The organism is Aquabacterium parvum (assembly GCF_001447195.1).
In the GTDB taxonomy this organism is placed as follows: Bacteria; Pseudomonadota; Gammaproteobacteria; order Burkholderiales; family Burkholderiaceae_C; genus Aquabacterium; species Aquabacterium parvum.
Genome location: NZ_LFRI01000405.1, coordinates 1 through 21032, shown reverse-complemented (window position 1 = coordinate 21032; position 21032 = coordinate 1). Strand labels below are relative to the sequence as shown.

Here is a 21032-nt window from a genome sequence, read left to right as displayed (position 1 = left end):
CTCGATCCGTGTCGGGTTGGGTTCTGCTCCTGCACCACGAGACCGGTTCAACGCCTTTCGGTAATCTGAATTACCCATGGTGTAAACCCTGAATTCGCACAAGGCATCGGCCGCGACAAGCCGCTGACGCCCGGGAAACCAGCCATGCATCGTGGTGCACAACGGGTGCTGATCTTGACGTTAACGTCATGTCGAGGCAAGGGGGCTTCACCAAAATTTTCGAACGACCGTTCATTTGGTAAGATTTCGTTCCATCCTGGAATGAGCGCATCCCATGCCCGCGACCGACCCTCGACCCACGCCACCCGGCACGCCTGACGAGCGCCGATCCGCCCTGGGCAGCATGCGTGCCGACACGCTCTCGCGCATCGAGAAGGCCGTGCTCACCCTCTTCTCGACGCGAGATTTCCACGAAGTGACGCTGCTGGACGTGGCCAAGGAGGCGCACGTCTCCCTGCAGACCATCTACAAGTACTTCGGCAGCAAGGAGGTGCTGGTCTACGCCATGCTCGACGTCATGCTGGGCCGCCTGGCCGAGCGCATGATCGACCACCTGCAGGGCATCGACGACGCGCGCGAGCGCCTGCGCAAGACCTTCTGGGTGACGCTGGACTACATGGACAAGCACCCGGCGGTGATGATGCTGCTGTTCACCGCGGTGCCCGTCTCACGCCACCAGAACATCCGCATCTACGAAAGCCCCGAGCTCATGGGCGCCTTCATGGGCGTTTTCAAGGACGGCCAGGCGCGCGGTGTGCTGAACCGGCGCGTGTCGGCCAAGATCCTGCTCGACATCTTCATGGGCATCATCGGCCGCGTGGTGCTGATGCACATCGTGCGGCGCGAGAAGCAGTCGCTGCTCGAGCAGTTCGACGAGCTGTTTCACATCCTGTGGCGGGCGCTGTCGGCCGACGAGGGCTGAGCCCTCATCGATCGAACGCCGCCACGCGCGTGATGCGTCACAGCCGCACGGCCTTGCCCACGAACAGGATGGGACCAGACGGCCGGTCGTAAGGCGAGCCACCCGCCGGCTCCAGCGTCAGCTCGAACAAGGTGCGGTCGGCCAAGCCAGGCAGCTGGCCCTTGGGCACCACCACCACCTGGCCGGGCTTGACCAGGCCCAGCGAGGTCGGGCCTGCCGCGCCTTCCGGCTTGGTCCAGAACTGCATGGTCTTGCCCTCGGGGATGGCGGCGCCCTCGCCCACCTGCACCAGGCGGATGGCGTCGGTGCCCACGGTTTCCACGATCCAGCCGGTGGCCGCGTTGTCAGGCGACTGCAGCACCGCCAGGTAACGCGGCGCCTGCGTCTGGGCCTGCTCGACCCCTGCCGGAGGCGCCACCACCGTGCGCACCAGCAGCACCGACATCACCACCGCTGCGGCCACCGCGCCGCCGCTGAGCCAGCGCCAAAAGCGCACGCTTGACCACAGCGCGTCGTTGGCCGCCAGGCCATCGGCGGACGACACCGGGACGGTCAAGAACTGCGATGCCCCATTGAGTCGCGCAGCAATGCGCGCCCACAACTCGGGCGGCACCACCACGGGCTGCAAGCGGCGGGTCAGGCCCAGCAAGCGGCCCTGCCAGGCGTACACCTCGCGACGCAAGCCTTCGTCACCCGACATGGCCGATTCGAAGGCCTGTCGCTCGCTGGCGTTCAGCGTGCCCAGCACGTACTCGCCGGCCTCGGCCGTGCGTTCATTCGGGTCTTGGGTGTTCATGACAGGCACTCCTTGAGCGCGATCAGCCCACGGCGGATCCAGGACTTGATGGTGCCCACGGGCTTGGCCCGGCGTGCAGCGATCTGCTCATGCGTGTAGCCCTCGACGAAGGCCTCGATCACGCACTCGCGCTTGGGGTCGTCCAGTTGCGACAGGCAGTGCGCCAGCGCCGCCTCGTCGTGCGGCAGCTCATCGGCGTCTGGGGTGGGCAAGGCCTCGGCCAGCGACTGGTAGTCCTCGCCCAGGTTCAGCTCGGGGCGCACGCGCCTGACCTCGTCGAGCGCGCGGTGGCGGGCCACGGTGTAGATCCACCCCCGGCCCGAGCCCAGCTCGCGGCGAAAGGTGCCCGCCTTCTGCCAGATCTGCAGGAAGGCGTCCTGGAGGACGTCCTGCGCCAGGTCGGCATCGCGCACGATGCGCAAAATCACCGCCAGCAACCAGGCGGCTTCTCGGTCGTACAGGGCGCGCAGGGCGAAACGTTCGCCGCGGGCGCAGGCTTCAAGGGCCGCTTCGTGATCGAAGTCAGCTGCCAAGTTGGCGGAAGGGTCCGTCATGGGTGGGGTCACGCTGGGTTGAGGCGGAGGTCGACAGTCGCCTCCTGCTCACTCTACGGGCACCAGGCCGATGCGGATGCACCCTGCTCGCAAGAATTGCCGAATCCGGCGCGCACCACCTGCCTGGCCAGCGACACCTCACCCGGCAGGCGTGGGCGAGCGGGCCGAGTGGCCCCTCGCCACCCCACTCACAGCAGGATGATGTCGTCGTAGCAGGACAGCACTTCTTCGGCGTCGTCCTGGCATTGCCAGCCCAGCTTGGGCCAGCCACCGGCGTGCATGCAGGCAGCGAAGAGTTGTTCGGGTTGGGTGCACTGGGTCGGGTTCATGGTGAGGTCCTTCCTGGCTGACGCGTGAACATCCACGCACCCTCATGTTGGGCAACGGCGCACGTTCAATGTTGCGGGTGATCCCTTTGCTGCACCGCCCACCGATGGGCAACCCGCCCACCCGATCAAGGGGTCGATGGGCTGGGAGCCGGGTGTTGCCCCCCATGCAACGCGTTTCATGTGCATTCGCTCGCCATTTCCCCGAATTCAAGGGGGGCGCGCTGAGGTTTGACAGCGCTCGGCCGATATCTCCATCAGCTCCTGAACGATTCACCATGCAAGCCGACTGCCCCGTTGACCTGTTCCCGCTGGATGAAAACCGTCGCCTCGCCGCCTTGCGCGCGCTGGGGATCCTGGACACCGAACCGGAGACCGACTTCGACGCCCTGACCCGGCTGGCCGCGCATGCCTTGGCCGCGCCCATCGCCGTCATCGGTTTGATGGACAGCCACCGACTGTGGTTCAAGTCCCGCGTGGGGCTGGAGGTGCCCGAGCTCGACCGCCAGGTCGCCTTTTGCTCGCACACCATCACCCAGCCCGGTCGATCGCTGGTCATCCCGGACCTGCTGGGCGACGCCCGCTTCACCGATCACCCCCTGGTCACGGCCGGGCCGCGCCTGCGCTTTTACGCCGGGGCGCCGCTCATCGATGTCAGCGGTGCGGTGCTGGGCACGCTGGCCGTGCTCGACACCACACCGCGTGCGTTCACGGCCGAGCAGGAAAGCGCCCTGCACGACCTGGCCGAGCTCGTGATGTGCGCCCTGCGCGCGCGCCACCAGGCCCACCAGCTCAAGCACCTGGCCATGACCGACCACCTCACGGGGCTGGCCAACCGGGTGCACTTCGAGCGGGCACTGGAGGCCGAGTTCGGCCGTGCTGTGCGCCAGGGCGAGCCCTTCACCCTGCTGCTGCTCGACCTCGATGGCTTCAAGGCCGTCAACGACGGATTCGGCCACGCCGCTGGCGACGAAACGCTCAAGGAAGTCAGCCAGCGCCTGCTGACCCAGGTGCGCGCCGGCGACGTGCTGGCCCGCCTGGGCGGCGACGAGTTCGGCGTGCTCATGCGAGATGGTGACACCGAGTCGGCCCAGGCCCTGGCGCGGCGCATCGTGCGCGCGGTGTCACAGCCCATCAAGCTGAGCAGCGGCGACGAGGTGGGGGTGGGCGTGTCGGTCGGCATGGCCGCCTACGCCGACGACGTCACCTCGGTGCGCAAGCTGGTGTCGCAGGCCGACCAGGCCCTGTACGAGGCCAAGAAGCAGAACGAGCGACGCTGGAAGATGTTCGTGGGCATGCGGGCCTGACGCCCAGCCGTCACGGAGCCTTCACGGAGCCGAGGCCGCGCAGCAGCCGGGGCCGCTCAGGCCGCCTTGTCCTGCCCGCCGCCCTGGCGCTTGGCCGCCAGGGTCTGGCGCGTGCGCTCGTTGATGAAGCGCAGCTCCGTCAGCGAGGCCTCGATCTGGGCGCGCTTGGCTTCGAGCTCGGCGATGGCCGCGTCCGTCTTCTCGATCACCCAGGTCAGCTGCTGGATGCGGCCTTCACCGTGCTGGCCGTACATGTCCAGGTAGTGCTTGATCTCGGCCAGCGGCGTGCCCAGCGACTTGGCGCGCAGGATGCGCATCAGGCGGGCGCGGTCGATCTGGCTGTAGACGCGGGTGCCGTTGATGCGGCGCGGCGCCAGCAGGCCCTTGGTCTCGTAGAAGCGCAAGGCGCGCGGCGAGACCTTGTAGCGCTCGCAGACCTCGGCGATGCCCATGATGGCGTCGGTGTCGCGGTCATCGTGGTCTTCCAGGGCCCAAGACGGCGGCACGCCGTCACCTGCGGCTTCACCGATGGATTGTTCTGGCTTGGATTTCACGGAGCGCCCCACTGCTTTGACCTGGCTGATTCGCTGGAAGTGCCGATGGTACGACAAGCACGACACCGCGCTGCCGCCCACCGTCACCGGTTGACCCGCAAGAGGTTAAGGGAAGCCCCTGCACTGCGACATAGGTAGCTCACCTCATAGGCATGCAGATCACGCGCACGTCACCCACCGGCTCAAGCCGGGCTCGGCGTTGTGCGCTGCGTCACACGCAGGCATGCCCCATGGCGGCCTCAGGCACGTAAGATCGCCTCATGGATCCTGCCCTGAATTCCGAGCTGGCTGCAGAACTCGCCGATCTGCGCGAGCAGGTCGCGCGCTACCGGGCGGCCTTCGCGCTTTCAGCGCCCGGCCAGGCCATGCTCGACCTCGGCGGCCGCTTCATCGAGGTCAACACCAGCCTGTGCCACTTCCTGGGCCACAGCGAGCACGACCTGCTCAAGCTGCGCTTCCTGGACATCACCCACCCCGACGACCTCGCCCTCGACGCCCAGTGCGTGGCCGACATGAAGGCCGGCACCGTGGCCCAGTTCCGCCGCGAAACGCGCTACCTGCGCGCCGACGGCAGCACCGTGTGGGCCCTGGTCACCTCCCGGCTGGCGCGCGACGAGAACGGCCAGCCGCTCTACTTCGTCAGCGTCATCGAGGACATCACCGAGCGCAAGGCTTCCGAGCTGGCGCTGCGCGAGCGAGAGGCCCTGCTCAGCAGCATGGGCAAGTTCGTGCCCGGCCTCATCCACAAGATCGGCTTCGACGCCGATGGCCGCGCGCGCTTCCTCTACATCAGCGACCGGGCCATGGAGATGTTCGAGCTGCCACACGAGCTGATGGAGCGCGACTACCACGCTCACCACGCGCGGGTGCACCCCGATGACCTGGCCTACGTCAGGCGACTGGCCACCGCGCCCAAGCCCGGCGCCCTGCTGCGCCCGGTGGACTTCGAGTACCGCGTGATCCTGCCCAGCAAGGGGCTGCGCGTGTACGGTGGCCACGCCATCCCGGTCACGGAAGAAGACGGCAGCGTGGTCTGGTACGGCCACACCGCCGACGTCACCGACAAGAAGGCGCTGCTGAAGGCACGCATGGCCGCACAGGTCGCGCAGGACGCCAACCTGGCCAAGAACGAGTTCCTCTCGCGCGTGAGCCACGAGCTGCGCACGCCGCTGAACGCCGTGATCGGCTTTGCGCAGTTGCTGCGGCTGAGCTCGTCCGGCCACCTCAATGCCACGCAGCGCCAGCACGTCGAGCACATCGAGAGCGCGGGCTCGCACCTGCTGGGCATCATCAGCGATGTGCTCGACCTCTCGCGCATCGAGGCAGGCAACCTGCCGTTGTCGCTCGAGCCTTGCCGGGCGTCCGTGCTGCTCAACGAGGCCTGCCACCTGGTCGCGCCGCTCGCCCGGGGCAGCGGCATCACCTTGCACGCCGCCACGGTCGATGACCACACCCTGATCCAGGTCGACCCCATGCGCTTGCGCCAGGTGCTGGTCAACCTCATGAGCAACGCGGTGAAGTACAACCGGCCCCAGGGCCACGTCACACTGCGCGTCTGGGCCGAGGGCGATCAGCTCGCCATCGCGATCGACGACACCGGTGTGGGGCTGAGCGTCGAGCAGCAGGCGCACCTGTTCGAGCCCTTCAACCGACTGGGGGCCGAGCGCACAGGCGTGGAGGGCACCGGCATCGGCTTGGTGATCGTGCGCAAGCTGCTCGAAGCGATGCAAGGGCGGCTGGAGGTGCGCAGCCAGCCCGGACAGGGCTCCAGCTTCATCGCGTGGGTGCCCAAGGCGCAAGCCACGTCCACCGCGGCAAGCCCCGCCACCGATTCGGGCCACCTCGTCGCGCGTGAGGCCGGTGGCAACGAGCTGCGCGTGCTCTACGCCGAGGACAACGACCTCAACGCCGAGCTGGTGCTGGAGGTGCTCAAGCTGCGCCCGGGCTGCCTGGTGCGCGTGGCCACCAGCGGTGCCGAAGCCGTGGCCATGGCGCGCGAGCAGGTGCCCGACCTGTTCCTGCTGGACATGCACCTGGGCGACATGAGCGGCTTCGAGCTGGCCCGCCAGCTGCAGGCCGAACCCACGCTGCAAGGTGTGCCCCGGGTGGCGTTTTCGGCCGATGCCATGCCCGACCAGATCCACCGCGCGCGCGACCACGGCTTCTCGGGCTACCTGACCAAGCCACTGGACGTGGCCGCCTTGCTGGCCTGCGTGGACGAGCACACCGAGCGCGTGCGCAGCCTGCGACAAGCTAGGTAGTTCACCCAAGCAGGATTTGGTTGACGTTAACGTCAACCACGCATACATTGGCGGTGACTCATCACGGATCACCCTCAAGATGCCCGCCCTGCGCTCCGCCCTCAACCCGCAGTCCGACGCCTTCCAAAGCAACACCGCCCGCATGCAGGAGCGGCTGGATCAGGTCCGCGCCCTCGAATCCCAGGTGCGCGAAGGCTCGGCCTCCAAGCGCGACAAGTTCGAAAAACGCGGCCAGCTGCTGCCGCGCGAACGCGTCGCCCGCCTGATCGACCGCGGCACGCCCTTCCTGGAGCTGTCGATGCTCGCCGGCCTGGGCATGCACGACGACGATGGCAAGAAGAGCGTGCTGGGCGGCGGCACCATCATCGGCATCGGCGTGGTGGCCGGCAAGCGCTGCCTGGTCACCGCCTCTGACTCGGCGCTCAAGGGCGGCACCATCTCGCCCATGGGCCTGAAAAAGGGCCTGCGCGCACAAGAGATCGCCCGCGAGAACAAGCTGCCCCTGATCGGACTGGTCGAGTCCGGCGGCGCCAACCTCATGTACCAGGCCGAGATCTTCGTGGACGGCGGCAAGAGCTTCGCCAACCAGGCGCGGCTGAGTGCCATGGGCATCCCGCAGATCGCCGTGGTGCATGGCTCGTCCACGGCCGGCGGCGCTTACCTGCCCGGCCTGTCGGACTACGTGGTGCTGGTCAAGGGCCGCTCGAGCATCTACCTGGCCGGCCCGCCGCTGGTCAAGGCCGCCATCGGTGAAGACGCCACCGACGAAGACCTGGGCGGCGCCGAGATGCACGCCAGCGTGACCGGCCTGGGCGAGTACCTGGCCGACAACGACGCCCACGCCATCGCACTCACCCGCGACCTGCTCGACAAACTGCAGTGGGATGCCGTGCGCGAGCAACCCACCGTGCCCGCCCCGCTGTACGACGAGCAGGAGCTGCTGGGCTGCATCCCCGCCGACGACCGCGAGCCCTTCGACACCCGCGAGGTCATCGCCCGCATCGTCGACGGCTCCGACTTCCTGGAGTTCAAGGCCAACTACGGCAGCGAGACGCTGTGCGGCCACGCCCGCATCAACGGCCACCTGGTCGGCATCCTGGGCAACAACGGCCCCATCCAGCCGCAGGGCTCGACCAAGGCGGCGCAGTTCATCCAGCTGTGCGACCAATCCGGCACGCCGCTGGTCTTCCTGCAAAACACCACGGGCTACATGGTGGGCTCGGCGGCCGAACACGGCGGCGCCATCAAACACGGCTCCAAGATGATCCAGGCCGTGGCCAACGCGCGGGTGCCCAAGTTCACCATCGTGCTCAACGGCTCGTTCGGCGCCGGCAACTACGGCATGTGCGGCCGCGGCTTCGACCCGCGCTTCATCTTCAGCTGGCCGTCTGCCCGCGTGGCCGTGATGGGTGGCGCGCAAGCCGCCAAGGTGATGGAGATCGTCACGCGCGGCAAGATGGAACGCGCCGGCATGCCCGTCAACGACGCGATGCTCGAAGGCATGTCGGCCGAGATCAAGAAGCGCCTGGACGCCGAGAGCAACGTGCTGTTCGGGACTGCCCGCCTGTGGGACGACGGCGTGATCGACCCGCGCGACACCCGCCGCGTGCTCTCGCTGTGCCTGGACCTGGCACGCGACGCCGACCAGCGCCAGCTGCGCGGCAACACCTTCGGCGTGGCCCGCTTCTGAGCCGCCCGCCCCGCCCCTTCTGCACCGATTCACTGGCCATCCCGCCACCACGACCAGGCGCCCCCCACACCACAGAGCGCCATCCTGCAGACCCGAGGAGAACCCGCATGCAATTCACCGCCGAACACCGCGCCCTGGCCGAAACCGTCAAGCGCTTCTGCGAACAAGAGATCAACCCCCACGTCAAGGAATGGGAGGCCGCCGAGATCTTCCCGGCCCACGAGGTGTTCAAGAAGATGGGCAAGCTGGGCCTGCTGGGCGTCAAGTACGACACCGCCTACGGCGGCATGGGCCTGGACTTCTCCTACTCGATGGTGGTGGCCGAAGAACTGGGCGCCATCCCCTGTGGCGGCGTGCCCATGGCCATTGGCGTGCAGACCGACATGTGCACCCCCGCCCTGCACCGCTTCGGCTCCGATGAGCTGAAGAAGGAATACCTGGCACCGGCGATTGCCGGCGACATGGTGGGCTGCATCGGCGTGAGCGAAGCCGGCGGTGGATCCGACGTGGCCGCGCTGAAGACCACGGCCCGCACCGAAGGCGACGACTACGTCATCAACGGCAGCAAGATGTGGATCACCAACGCCACGCAGGCCGACTGGTGCTGCCTGCTGGCCAACACCTCCGAAGGCCCGGTGCACAGCAACAAGTCGCTGATCATCGTGCCGATGGACGCCAAGGGCATCACCACGCAGAAGATCAAGAAGATCGGCATGAACTCGTCGGACACGGCGCAGATCTTCTTCGACAACGTGCGCGTGCCCCGCCGCAACCTGATCGGCACCGAAGGCGCGGGCTTCATGATGCAGATGATCCAGTTCCAGGAAGAGCGCCTGTACGGTGCGGCCAACTCCCTGAAGATGCTGGACAAGCTGATCGACCTGACCATCGAGTACTGCAAGGAGCGCCACACCTTCGGCTCGCCCTTGATCAACAACCAGGTCATCCACTTCCGCCTGGCCGAGCTGCGCACCGAGGTCGAGCTGCTGCGCTCGCTGACCTACCGTGCAGTTGACGAGTACGTGCAAGGCAAGGACGTCACCAAGCTGGCCTCGATGGCCAAGCTCAAGTGCGGCCGCCTGATCCGCGAGGTGGCCGACAGCTGCCTGCAGTACTGGGGCGGCATGGGCTTCACCTACGACAACCCCGTCTCGCAGGCTTATCGCGACGGCCGCCTGGTCTCGATCGGCGGTGGCGCCGACGAAATCATGCTCGGGATCATCTGCAAGTTCGAAGGCACCCTGCCCAAGAAGGCGCGCTGAGCCCCACCCCAAGGCCCCGTCAGAGGGCCCTCCCCCTTCACGACGCTGTCACCTTCAACCGACCGCCTCCATGTCCTACACCACCATCCAGGTCCAGACCACGCAAGGCGTCTGCACCCTCACGCTCAACCGCCCCGAGGTGCGCAACGCCATGTCGCTGGCCATGGTCAGCGAGCTGCTGGCCGCGCTCAAGGCCGCTGAACAGGACCCCAGCGTGCGCGCGGTGGTGGTGCGGGGCAGCGGCGGTCACTTCTGCGCGGGCGGCGACATCTCCGACATGGCCCAGGCGCGCATGAAGCTGGCGCAGATGCAGGCCGCACCCGATCCGGTCGAAGGCCTGAACCCGGTGGCAGAAACCAACGCTGCCTTCGGCCGCCTGTGCCTGGCCTACGCTCGCTCTCCCCTGCCCATCGTCACGGTGCTCGAAGGCACGGTGATGGGCGGTGGCTTCGGCCTGGCCTGCGTGTCCGACGTCAGCCTGGCGCTGGACACCGTGGCCTTCCGCCTGCCCGAGACCTCGCTGGGCATCATCCCCGCGCAGATCGCGCCCTTCCTGGTCGAGCGACTGGGTTACGCCGAGGCCAAGCGCCTGTCGGTCACCGGCGCGAAGGTCAACGCCGCCGAAGCGCTGACCTTGCGCCTGGTGCACGAGGTGCACGGCAACGCCGACGAGCTTGAAGGCGCGCTGCAACGCACGCTCGCCAGCATCCTGGCCTGCGGCCCGCAAGCCATCGCCACCACCAAGGGCCTGCTGGCCCGCGCCCGCCTGACCCCGCCGGAACAACTGGTGGACGACGCCGCGCAGCTGTTCGCCCAAGCCGTGCTCAGCGAAGAAGGCCAGGAAGGCACCGGCGCCTTCATGCAAAAGCGCAAACCCAAGTGGGTTCCCCAACAAGGCTGATCACACCATGATCAAAAAGATCCTCATTGCGAACCGTGGCGACAAGGCCGCAGGCCTTGCGGCGAAGCCAAATTGCATGCGCACGCGAAGCGGGCTGCAGGCGATTTCCACGCGGAGAACCGCATGATCAAAAAAATCCTCATTGCCAACCGCGGGGAAATCGCCTGCCGCGTCATCCGCACCGCCCGCAAGCTCGGCTACCGCACGGTGGCCGTCTACAGCGAGGCCGATGCGCAAGCGCCGCACGTGTCGCTGGCCGACGAAGCCGTCTGCATCGGCCCCGCCGCCGCGGCGCAGTCCTACCTCAACGTGGGAGCCTTGCTGGCCGCTTGCCGCAAGACCGGCGCCAACGCGCTGCACCCCGGCTACGGCTTCCTGTCGGAGAACGCCGACTTCGCGCAGGCCTGCGCCGACGCGGGCGTGACCTTCATCGGTCCGGGCCCCGAAGCCATCCGCGTGATGGGTGACAAGGCCGGTGCCAAGCGCGCCATGATCGAAGCGGGCGTGCCCTGCGCGCCCGGCTACCTGGGCGACAAGCAGGACGACGCCACCCTGATCGAGCAAGCCGAGCGCATGGGCTACCCCCTGCTGGTCAAGGCCGTGAGCGGCGGCGGCGGGCGCGGCATGCGCCTGGTGCACGAGAAGGCCGAACTCGCGCAAGCCATCACCAGCGCGCGCCGCGAAGCGCAAAACGCCTTCGGCGACGGCACGCTGATGCTGGAGCGCCTGATCCTCGACGGCCGCCACATCGAGATCCAGGTGTTCGCCGATGCGCACGGCAACGCCGTCTACATTGGCGAGCGCGACTGCACGGCCCAGCGACGCCGCCAGAAGGTCATCGAAGAGTCGCCCTCGCCAGTGGTCAGCCCCGCCATGCGCAAGCGCATGGGCCGCGATGCCGTGCTGGCCGCGCAAGCGATTGGCTACCGCGGCGCTGGCACCATCGAGTACATCGTCGACCAGGACCTGAACCACTACTTCCTGGAGATGAACACCCGCCTGCAGGTCGAGCACCCGGTCACCGAAATGGTCTCGGGCTTTGACCTGGTCGAGTGGCAGATCCGCGTGGCCGAAGGCCAGCCGCTGCCCGTCAAGCAGGAAGACATCCCCCTGAGCGGCCACGCCATCGAGGCTCGCCTGTACGCCGAAGACCCGTACGCGGGCTTTGCGCCGCAGACCGGTCCGGTGCAGTGGTGGCGCCCTGCGCAAGCGCTGTATGAGGGCGTGCGCATCGACGACGGCATCCGCGAAGGCGGCGAGGTCACCCCGCACTACGACCCGATGGTGGCCAAGCTCATCGTGCACGGCCGCGACCGCGCCGACGCCATCCGCCGCCTGATGGCCACGCTGGACGATGCGCCGCTGCTGGGCCTGAAGCACAACGCCCGCTTCCTGCGCGACCTGGTCGACCACCCGCGCTTCCGCACCGGCAGCATGACGACCACGCTGATCGACCAGTGGCAGACCGATGGCGCCCCCATCCTGCAAGCCCCGGTGGCCTCGGACGAGGCCTGGCTGATCGCGGGTGCCCTGTTCGGTGCGCGCCAGCAAGGCACGGCCCACCTGCTGCGCGCCGACAGCGTCAGCGCCTGGGACCTGCCCCTGCAACAAGACAGCGTCAAGCGCACGCTGCGCGTGAGCGCTGCCTCAGGCGGCCTCTACAACGTGGCGATGAACCCGCAAGCCGCCCCCGTCGCCGTGAAGCTGCTGAGCGAAGACGCCACGCGCGGCGAAGCCCGCATCGAACTCGACGGCGTGCAACGCCGCGTGCGCGCCGTGTGGCTGGGCGACTCCCTGAACCTCGTCATCGAGGCGGCCGTCTTCACCTTCGCCGAGGTCTCGGCCTGGCCGGACGCGGGCAACGCCCTCGACCCCAGCCGCGCCCTGGCCCCCGTGGCCGGCACCGTCACACAGGTGCTGGTGCAGGCGGGTGACGCCGTCACCGAAGGCCAGCCGCTGTTGGCCATCGAGGCCATGAAGATGGAAATGTGGCTCAACGCCCAGGCGCCGGGCGTGATCAAAGCTGTGTACGCGAAAGCGGGCGACCAGGTGCAGGCCAAGGCCCTGCTGATCGACATCGAACTCAACAAGGAAGACTGACATGGACAAGGCCATCCTGACCTGCGCGCTCACCGGCGTGCTCACCGACCCGGCGCAGCACCCCGTGCCCGTGCTGCCTAAGGAAATGGCCGCCGCCGCGCGCGAGGCCTATGACGCGGGCGCGTCGATCATGCACGTGCACCTGCGCAGGCAAGAGCCCGGCATGGGTCGCTTCCCCAGCTGGGACCCAGACGTCGCTGGCGAGATCGACACCGCCATCCGCGAAGCCTGTCCGGGCGTCATCATCAACCTGACCACCGGCGTGGTCGGCCCCGACATCAGCGGCCCCTCTGCCTGCATCCGCGCCGTGCGCCCCGAAATCGCCGCCTGCAACGCCGGCAGCCTGAACTACCTCAAGATCAAGGACAACGGCCAGTGGGCCTGGCCGCCCATGCTGTTCGACAACACGGTCGACAAGGTCAAGGCCATGATCGAGGTGATGAACGAGAGCGGCACGCGCCCCGAGTTCGAATGCTTCGACGTGGGCATCGTGCGCTCGGTGGGCATGTACCAGAAGGCCGGCATGGCCGAGCACCTGGAGTACAACTTCGTGATGGGCGTGGCCTCGGGCATGCCGGCCGACGCCGAGCTGCTCAAGCTGTTGGTCAAGTACCGCGAGCCGAACACCATCTGGCAGACCACGCTGATCGGCCGCGAAGAGATCTGGGCCGTGCACCAGGCCACCGCCGACCTGGGCGGCATGCTGCGCACCGGCGTGGAAGACACCTTCTACCTGCCGGGGGGTGAGAAGACATCGGGCAACGGGCAGTTGATCGAGGCGCTGGCCGCTTGCGCGAAGCGCGCCGGGCGCGAGGTGGCTTCGCCGGTTGAGGCGCGGCAGATGCTGGGCTTGCGTGAGGCCAAGTTCCATGGCGTGGGGGCGTTGCCGCTGGCGGCTTGAGCAAGCACGAACCCAAGGCCCACAAGGCCTGCTGCAGAAAGACAGAAGGCCGCATATAGCGGCCTTCTCATTTGGTGCATCTAGCTACTAAAGCATCAGCTTGTTAGCGTCCAGAACACATATCCCGATGATCAATGTGGCGAATGCTAGCACGCGCCTGACATCAATGTAAACGGGATGCGGCCGGCCGGAACCTGAAACCACATGCGCTTTACAGCCTCAAATTTACACCCCTGAAACCACGGTACGGACTTGACGATTGAAACGAGTTGCATCTAGGATGCACCTGAATAAATGAACATCTTCAGGGAACAGCATGGCCAAGATGCGCTATCGGCTCGCACTCGATCTGGGCTCAACCTCACTCGGCTTCGCGCTGCTTCGATTGGACGAAGCATCCAACCCCTGCGCCATCATCAAGGCAGGCGTGCGCATCTTCTCCAATGGCCGCGACCCGGATGGCAACTCCCTCGCCGTCACCCGGCGCATGGCGCGGGCGATGCGCCGACGCCGTGATCGCCTGCTGCGCCGCAAGGCGCGCATGATGCACCTGCTCATCGAACACGGATTCTTTCCGAAAGACCCAGAGGCGCGCAAGGCACTGGAGACGATCAATCCATACGAATTGCGAGCCCGAGGACTGGATGAGTCCCTCACGCCTGAAGAGTTTGCCCGAGCTCTGTTCCACCTGAACCAAAGACGTGGCTTTCAGAGCAATCGAAAAACCGACAAGAAGGACAACGACAACAGCGCACTCAAAAGCGCCATCAAACGACTGCGGGATGCCTTGGCAGAAGGCCAAGGCCGCACGGTTGGCGAACTGCTGTTCAGGCGCATGCAAACCGGCCAGACCGTGCGCGCCCGCTATCGGGAAAGCAAAGCGCTCAAACCCGACGGCAAAACCAAGATCGACAAGAGCTACGACCTGTACATCGACCGCGCCATGGCGATCGATGAGTTCGAAGCCTTGTGGAGCAAACAAGCCTCACTGAATCCAGACATTTTCTGTGCGGCCGCCTACCACGAACTGAAAGAGTGCTTGACCAAGCAACGGCCCCTGCTCCCGGTTCGCCCCGGTCGTTGCACTTTCATGCCTGAGGAAGAGCGTGCCCCGCTGGCCCTGCCCAGTACGCAACGCTACCGCATGTACCTGGAGGCCAACCATCTGCGCATACTGCGTGAAGGCCTGCACGAGGAAGTGCTGACACTGACACAGCGAGATGCACTGGTTCAAGCGCTGGAGCACAACCCAAAACGCACATTCGTTCAGATCAAGGCCTTGCTTGGTCTCAAAGGCGCCGTGCAGTTCAACTTCGAAGACCCCAAGCGACAAGAACTCAAGGGCAACATCACGAATGCCATCCTCAGCAAACCAGGTCATTTTGGCCAATCTTGGTTTACCTTCGATGAGGCCAAGCAAGACGATATCGTCAGCCGCATTCTCAGTGAAGAAGATGAGTCTGCACTGATCAAGTGGCTCCTGCTTGAAACTGGCGTCAATGAAGCGCAGGCCGAAGCCATCGCCAATGTTGGATTGCCCGAAGGCTATGGCAGCCTGAGCCGCAAGGCACTGGCTCGCATTGTCCCCGCGCTCAGGCAAGAGGTCATCTCCTACGACAAAGCTGTGCAAGCGGCCGGATTCGAGCATCACAGTCAACTCGATGCGTCAGCCATCGGAGAGCAACACCCCACCCTGCCCTACTACGGCGAAGCACTGCAGCGACATGTCAGCTTCGGCACACTCGACGCAAACGACCCGGACGAGAAGCGGTTCGGGAAGATTGCCAACCCAACGGTTCACATCGGCCTCAATCAGGTGCGGACCGTGGTCAACGACCTGATCAAACGCTACGGGCACCCCAGCCAGGTGGTGGTCGAGGTTGCCCGCGATCTCAAACAAAGTCGGCAGCAACGCGAAGAGACCAACAAGCGCCAGGCAGACAACCAGAAACGAAACGCACGCATCCGCCAGGAAGTCGCTGAAGCCTCCAATGGCAGCATCAGCCCAGAACGAGTCAAGGTGGCGGACATCCAGAAATGGATCTTGTGGGAAGAACTCAACGAGAACGATGTGCTCAATCGATGCTGCCCATACTCTGGCGCACGCATCTCCGCCTTGGACCTGCTCAGCAGCGATGGCCGGGTCGAAATCGAACACATCCTGCCTTACGCACGCACACTGGACAACAGCCTCAACAACAAGACCGTGTCCATGCGCTGGGCCAACCGCATCAAAGGCAACAAGACGCCTGCGGAAGCATTCGGTCAAAACCAGGTTGAAAGCTGCAACTATGAGGCCATCCTCAAGCGTGCCGAACAGATGCCCAAAGGCAAACGGTATCGGTTTGCGATGGATGCCATGGAGCGTTGGGACAAAGAGGGCAATGGGTTCCTGGCCCGCGCGCTCAACGACACCCGATACCTGTCACGCATCACCCGTGAGTACATCAGCCTGATATGCCCGCACGCCACCCGTGTCATCCCTGGTCAGATGACCGCGCTGCTGCGCCACCAATTCGGACTCAACGGCATCCTGGGGCTGCGCGGAGAAAAGAACCGCAATGATCATCGCCATCACGCGGTGGACGCCTGCGTCATCGGTGTGACCGATCAAAAGACCTTGCAAGAACTGTCCAACGCCAGCAAACGCGGTCGCGATCAACACATCATGGACTGGGCCGAGAGCATGCCGGACCCATGGCCCACTTATCGCGAACAGGTCAAGCGCGCCATCAACCACATCCTGGTCAGCCACAAACCTGACCACAGCCATGAAGGTGCGATGCACAACGACACCGCATACAGTCTGCTTGGCAATGGTCGCGTGGGTGTGCACAAATTGGTAGATGGCAAACGAACGCTGGTTGAAGACACGTTGAAGGTCATCGAGTTCGATTACGCCAAAGCCAAGCACTCAACCAACGAGCCCTGGTTTGACTCCGATCACAACCACCGATCCGGCGCGTACAAAGGCTACAAGGGCGACAGCAACTACTGCATTGAAATAGTTAGCAACGACAAGGGCAAGTGGGAAGGCGAAGTCATCTCAACCTTTGATGCTTACCAACTGGTGCGGAAAGAGCGGAATGCTGGCCGCGATGGCGTCTCGCGACTCCGACACCCCACATTGAGCCTCAGTGGTAAGCCCTTGGTGATGCGATTGATCCGGGACGACTACGTCAAGCTCGAAACAGACGAAGGTATGAAACTCATGCGGCTTGCCAAATTGGCGGCTGATGGCCGCATGTTTTGGGTTGAACACAACGAGGCGAATGAAAGCGCCCGCGCCCGCGACAAGGAGGACGCCTTTACCTACACAGTGAAGACACCTGTCGGTCTTCAGAAAGCCAAAGGTCGCCGCGTCACCGTTTCGCCAATTGGCGAATTGCGCGACCCGGGCTTCAAAGGGTAAGTGCGATGGTCGGCCGCATTGTGGAAGTGGCCGATGACCGACGCCACTTGTTCGTGTCGCGCGGCTTTCTGGTCGTGCAAGACACAGAAGGTCAGCGAAAGGAGTTGGGGCAAGTACCGCTCGATGACATCGCAGCCGTCATCGCCAACGCGCACGGGCTGAGTTACACGAACAATCTGCTGGTTGCCCTGGCAGAACGGGGCGCTCCATTTGTGCTGTGCGGATCTAACCACAATGCCGTCGGCATGCTGCTGAGCATTGATGGCAACTTCCAGCAAGCAAAGAGACTGGACGCCCAGATTGCAGCCAGCAAACCCACGCACAAACGTGTCTGGGCTGACATCGTCCGCTCCAAGTTGCAGCAACAAGCGGCTGCACTGGAAGCTGCTGGTGCGCCCACCGCACCGCTGACTGCACTGATCAACAAGGTCAAGTCTGGGGACACCGGCAACATTGAGGCACAAGGCGCCCGGCGATATTGGAGCCTACTCTTTGGCAATGAGTTTCGCCGCGATCAAGATGGAGATGGCCTCAATGGCCTCTTGAACTACGGCTACACGGTCTTGCGTGCTGCCACAGCTCGATCCATCGTTGCTGCAGGCCTGCATCCCACGCTCGGTGTGTTTCACAGCAACGAGGGCAACGCCATGCGATTGGTGGATGACGTCATGGAACCGTTCCGCCCGGTGATCGACCTGAAAGTGTGGCAACTGGCGCGACAGGGCGAGCGCCATGTCACCCCCGACACCAAGCGCACTTTGGTCAGAACCTTGTATGACGACATGCAGACCAGCATCGGCGCCACGCCGGTGATGTCTTGCATCCAAAAGCTCGCTGTGTCACTGGCCCAGTTGTACATGGGAGAGCGAGACAAGCTGGAACTGCCCCTACCAGGCTTGCCTTTGTCATTGGCGGCCAGCATTGCGGACGATGAGTAGCTAGGGCGTGTTAACACATCCGAAGTCCATCAGCGACCAGCACAAAGTTGATGAAGCCAAGGAACATGATGTCCAATTTCTCGAAGCGAGAGAAGACGCGACGGTAACCTTTGAGGCGGCGAAACAAGCGCTCAACCTCGTTGCGGCGCCGGTACATCTCGCGGTTGTATTCCCAGGGCTGCACGCGCTTGGCCGATGGAGGAACCACTGGGATATAGCCCAGATCAAGCGCAAGTTGTCTGGTCTCATTGCCTTCGTAGGCGCGATCCATGAGCAGATGCAGAGGCCGTTGCAGTACCCCAAGGCGACTTAGCAGTGCCCTACCTTCTGGTGCGTCGTGAGCTTGGCCGGGCGACAGTGAGAACGTTATGGCTGTTCGAGCATCCGCGGCAACCATATGAATCTTGGTGTTCCATCCCCCTCGAGATTTGCCGATAGCTTGTGGTCCGTTTTTTTGAGGGCACCAGTGCCATCAGGATGCACCTTGATGCTGGTTGAATCCAAGGAGATCGCTTCGATCTTTATGCGCACAACCTGAGCCCGTTGCAGTTCTTCAAACATCCGATCAAGAATGCCAGCCTTGGTCCAGCGATTCATGCGGGTGTAAATTGTGTGCCAATTTCCGAATCGCTTGGGTAGACCTCGCCATTTGCAGCCGTGTTCAGCGACATACAAGATAGCGTTGACGACTTGCAGGTTGCTAAGACTGACATTGCCTCGTTGGACAGGCAAGCAATGCTCGATCTTGGCAAATTGTTCTGGGGTGATCTCCATGCCTGAACTCTACCGGCTGAGCAGGGTCTTAGACAATAGTGTTAACACGCCCTAGACCCTCAACCTCTCAACACTCATGCTCAGCAGCTATCGACTCATGTGGATGATCGTCATGTTTGATCTGCCGGTGGTCGAGAAAGCCGAAAGAAAGGCTGCCACGGGATTCCGCAATGCCCTGCTCGACATGGGGTTCGAGATGTCCCAGTTCTCCGTGTACGCTCGCTTCTGCACCAGCTTGTCCCAAGTCGAGACCTACAGCAAACGTGTGGAAAGCAGCTTGCCAGAAGGGGGGAAGGTCAACATACTGACGTTCACCGACAAGCAGTACGAACGCATCGTGACGTACTACGGCAAGGCCAAACAAGCCGCAAAAAAAGCCCCCGACCAGTTCGATCTCTTCTGATGTTGCGCCACTTTTTTGCCCTCCAAAAAGAGAAAAACCCCTTGACGAATCAAGGGGTTATCTCATCTGGAGTCTAGATCATCGGGATATGTGATCTGGCCGGAACAGGTTCTGCTGCAACTGGCTGTCCTGCTTGGCAGTCTAGATCATCGGGATATGTGATCTGGCCGGAACAGCACTCGTGTTTGGCGGAACGTTGTTCCTAGTCTAGATCATCGGGATATGTGATCTGGCCGGAACCCGCCTGGCCAACGTCATCAGCACGGTGGAAGTCTAGATCATCGGGATATGTGATCTGGCCGGAACTCGCGCAGGAACTGCACGCCGCGCAGGCTCAGTCTAGATCATCGGGATATGTGATCTGGCCGGAACACTGCGCCTCGGCGATGTACCAGCCGAAGTAGTCTAGATCATCGGGATATGTGATCTGGCCGGAACACTCGCAGTTCGTCCTTGCGTGCAAAATTTAGTCTAGATCATCGGGATATGTGATCTGGCCGGAACGCAACAGCGCCGAAACACTGGTTCGGGAATAGTCTAGATCATCGGGATATGTGATCTGGCCGGAACCTCGGGGCCATGTGTTCGTCGGCTCGGACAAGTCTAGATCATCGGGATATGTGATCTGGCCGGAACAAGGGCGACATTGACGGCTCGAAGGTGTGGAGTCTAGATCATCGGGATATGTGATCTGGCCGGAACCACATTCGCGCACATGCTTGGGCAGTAACTTAGTCTAGATCATCGGGATATGTGATCTGGCCGGAACCTCTTTGGTGCCCTGACGCAAGCCGACAGGAGTCTAGATCATCGGGATATGTGATCTGGCCGGAACGACACAGCCACACGATCGCCGTCTTTCAGGAGTCTAGATCATCGGGATATGTGATCTGGCCGGAACAGATGCAAACCGCTTGCGTCTTCCACGGCGAGTCTAGATCATCGGGATATGTGATCTGGCCGGAACCACACAAGGACGAAGGATGAACTACGAACTAGTCTAGATCATCGGGATATGTGATCTGGCCGGAACTGGTGGCTTCGTTGCGTAGCAATAGAGCCCAGTCTAGATCATCGGGATATGTGATCTGGCCGGAACGGCCATCACGGGCGAATGGCGCGGCGCCACAGTCTAGATCATCGGGATATGTGATCTGGCCGGAACACACCGGCAACACGTTCAACATCACCACCAAGTCTAGATCATCGGGATATGTGATCTGGCCGGAACCGGAGCAGGCATTGGCTGAGGCGCGAGCGCAGTCTAGATCATCGGGATATGTGATCTGGCCGGAACAGGTCGGCGAGAAGGGCGCGGAGGTCTGGCAGTCTAGATCATCGGGATATGTGATCTGGCCGGAACGCGCGCTGTCGAGGCAAAAGACGAATGGGTAGTCTAGATCATCGGGATATGTGATCTGGCCGGAACAGACGGAGCGTCCCTACGTCGAGGAGTTGAAGTCTAGATCATCGGGATATGTGATCTGGCCGGAACCCGAGGCCTTGTCGCTGGCTACGGCTCGCGAGTCTAGATCATCGGGATATGTGATCTGGCCGGAACGGTTGTCGGCGCCGTTGCCCGTCGGGTCATAGTCTAGATCATCGGGATATGTGATCTGGCCGGAACCTACAGCGACCTGATGTGGCGCCGCCTGGAAGTCTAGATCATCGGGATATGTGATCTGGCCGGAACGCTCGGCTGCAGGCCAACCCCAAAGGGCACTTCGCGTAACCCGTTCTTCGCGGCGATCCGGCGCGAAGTGACCCACAAGTGCCAAGTCAGAGGGTTTTGAGAACGCAGGCAGGACGTGACAAGGCCCGCAGTGGCCGCAGGCGCCCTGCAAAACCCCATTTGGGGACTCTGCGGGCGCACCTCGGCCCTCATGGCGCTCTCGGCATGGGGTCATGGCTGACCAGCCAGACAAGACGCT

The 21032-nt window shown here is 63.8% G+C and carries 16 protein-coding genes and 1 CRISPR repeat array; of the genes, 11 read left to right on the top strand and 5 right to left on the bottom strand.

From position 1 onward, the window contains the following. The first annotated feature begins 274 nt into the window (after nt 1–274). On the top strand, nt 275–922 hold the full coding sequence (locus tag ABG80_RS16630; RefSeq protein ID WP_058088749.1) for a TetR/AcrR family transcriptional regulator: 648 nt from the start codon (nt 275–277) through the stop codon (nt 920–922). Nucleotides 923–959: 37 nt separating this feature from the next. Here the strand turns inward: ABG80_RS16630 and ABG80_RS16625 are convergent, their stop codons facing one another. The 3 genes from ABG80_RS16625 to ABG80_RS22905 all read right to left on the bottom strand — a co-directional run bounded on the left by ABG80_RS16625 (nt 960) and on the right by ABG80_RS22905 (nt 2601). Next, nucleotides 960–1718: an anti-sigma factor gene (locus ABG80_RS16625; protein ID WP_058088748.1), complete on the bottom strand. Its 759-nt coding sequence runs from the start codon at nt 1716–1718 to the stop codon at nt 960–962. Further along, on the bottom strand, nt 1715–2272 hold the full coding sequence (locus ABG80_RS16620; protein ID WP_058088747.1) for a sigma-70 family RNA polymerase sigma factor: 558 nt from the start codon (nt 2270–2272) through the stop codon (nt 1715–1717). Before ABG80_RS16620 ends, ABG80_RS16625 begins: the two co-directional genes overlap by 4 nt. Before the next feature lie 188 nt (nt 2273–2460). Next, nucleotides 2461–2601: a hypothetical protein gene (locus tag ABG80_RS22905; protein WP_160322572.1), complete on the bottom strand. Its 141-nt coding sequence runs from the start codon at nt 2599–2601 to the stop codon at nt 2461–2463. 275 nt (nt 2602–2876) lie between these two features. Between ABG80_RS22905 and ABG80_RS16615 the strand changes: the two genes are divergently transcribed. After that, a complete protein-coding gene (locus ABG80_RS16615; protein ID WP_058088746.1) occupies nt 2877–3905 on the top strand; it encodes a GGDEF domain-containing protein in 1029 nt (342 codons plus the stop codon). A 56-nt stretch (nt 3906–3961) separates the two neighbouring features. Here ABG80_RS16615 and ABG80_RS16610 read toward each other — a convergent pair whose 3' ends face one another. After that, on the bottom strand, nt 3962–4459 hold the full coding sequence (locus ABG80_RS16610; protein ID WP_235513907.1) for a MerR family transcriptional regulator: 498 nt from the start codon (nt 4457–4459) through the stop codon (nt 3962–3964). Nucleotides 4460–4719: 260 nt separating this feature from the next. Between ABG80_RS16610 and ABG80_RS16605 the strand changes: the two genes are divergently transcribed. The 8 genes from ABG80_RS16605 to cas1 all read left to right on the top strand — a co-directional run bounded on the left by ABG80_RS16605 (nt 4720) and on the right by cas1 (nt 17924). Beyond that, complete coding sequence (locus tag ABG80_RS16605; protein ID WP_058088745.1) at nt 4720–6720, top strand: ATP-binding protein; 2001 nt, start codon at nt 4720–4722, stop codon at nt 6718–6720. 79 nt (nt 6721–6799) lie between these two features. Further along, a complete protein-coding gene (locus ABG80_RS16600) occupies nt 6800–8410 on the top strand; it encodes an acyl-CoA carboxylase subunit beta (RefSeq protein WP_058088744.1) in 1611 nt (536 codons plus the stop codon). A 107-nt stretch (nt 8411–8517) separates the two neighbouring features. Then, entirely contained in the window at nt 8518–9672 is a 1155-nt protein-coding gene (locus ABG80_RS16595) for an acyl-CoA dehydrogenase family protein (RefSeq protein WP_058088743.1), read from the top strand. A gap of 70 nt (nt 9673–9742) precedes the next feature. Beyond that, nucleotides 9743–10573: an enoyl-CoA hydratase/isomerase family protein gene (locus ABG80_RS16590; protein ID WP_058088742.1), complete on the top strand. Its 831-nt coding sequence runs from the start codon at nt 9743–9745 to the stop codon at nt 10571–10573. Nucleotides 10574–10696: 123 nt separating this feature from the next. Then, nucleotides 10697–12673 carry an acetyl-CoA carboxylase biotin carboxylase subunit gene (locus tag ABG80_RS16585; protein ID WP_058088741.1) on the top strand — a complete coding sequence of 659 codons (1977 nt, stop codon included), beginning with the start codon at nt 10697–10699 and terminating at the stop codon, nt 12671–12673. 1 nt (nt 12674) lies between these two features. Next, complete coding sequence (locus ABG80_RS16580; protein ID WP_058088740.1) at nt 12675–13574, top strand: BKACE family enzyme; 900 nt, start codon at nt 12675–12677, stop codon at nt 13572–13574. A gap of 316 nt (nt 13575–13890) precedes the next feature. Then, nucleotides 13891–16986 (top strand): type II CRISPR RNA-guided endonuclease Cas9, encoded by a 3096-nt coding sequence (cas9, locus tag ABG80_RS16575; protein WP_058088739.1) that lies wholly within the window; start codon nt 13891–13893, stop codon nt 16984–16986. A gap of 5 nt (nt 16987–16991) precedes the next feature. Next, nucleotides 16992–17924 (top strand): type II CRISPR-associated endonuclease Cas1, encoded by a 933-nt coding sequence (cas1, locus tag ABG80_RS16570; RefSeq protein WP_058088738.1) that lies wholly within the window; start codon nt 16992–16994, stop codon nt 17922–17924. A 10-nt stretch (nt 17925–17934) separates the two neighbouring features. Here cas1 and ABG80_RS22065 read toward each other — a convergent pair. Continuing rightward, nucleotides 17935–18698 (bottom strand): IS5 family transposase gene (locus ABG80_RS22065; protein ID WP_152987686.1). Its coding sequence is split into 2 segments (ribosomal slippage): nt 17935–18380 and nt 18380–18698, totalling 765 coding nucleotides; the frame shifts between segments, so codons are not numbered across the junction. 97 nt (nt 18699–18795) lie between these two features. On the opposite strand from ABG80_RS22065, the gene cas2 reads away from it, so the two are divergent. Next, a complete protein-coding gene (gene cas2, locus ABG80_RS16555; RefSeq protein ID WP_058088754.1) occupies nt 18796–19101 on the top strand; it encodes a CRISPR-associated endonuclease Cas2 in 306 nt (101 codons plus the stop codon). A 70-nt stretch (nt 19102–19171) separates the two neighbouring features. Then, a CRISPR array of direct repeats spans nt 19172–20794; the repeat unit is 36 nt; unit sequence AGTCTAGATCATCGGGATATGTGATCTGGCCGGAAC. Nucleotides 20795–21032: the final 238 nt, after the last annotated feature.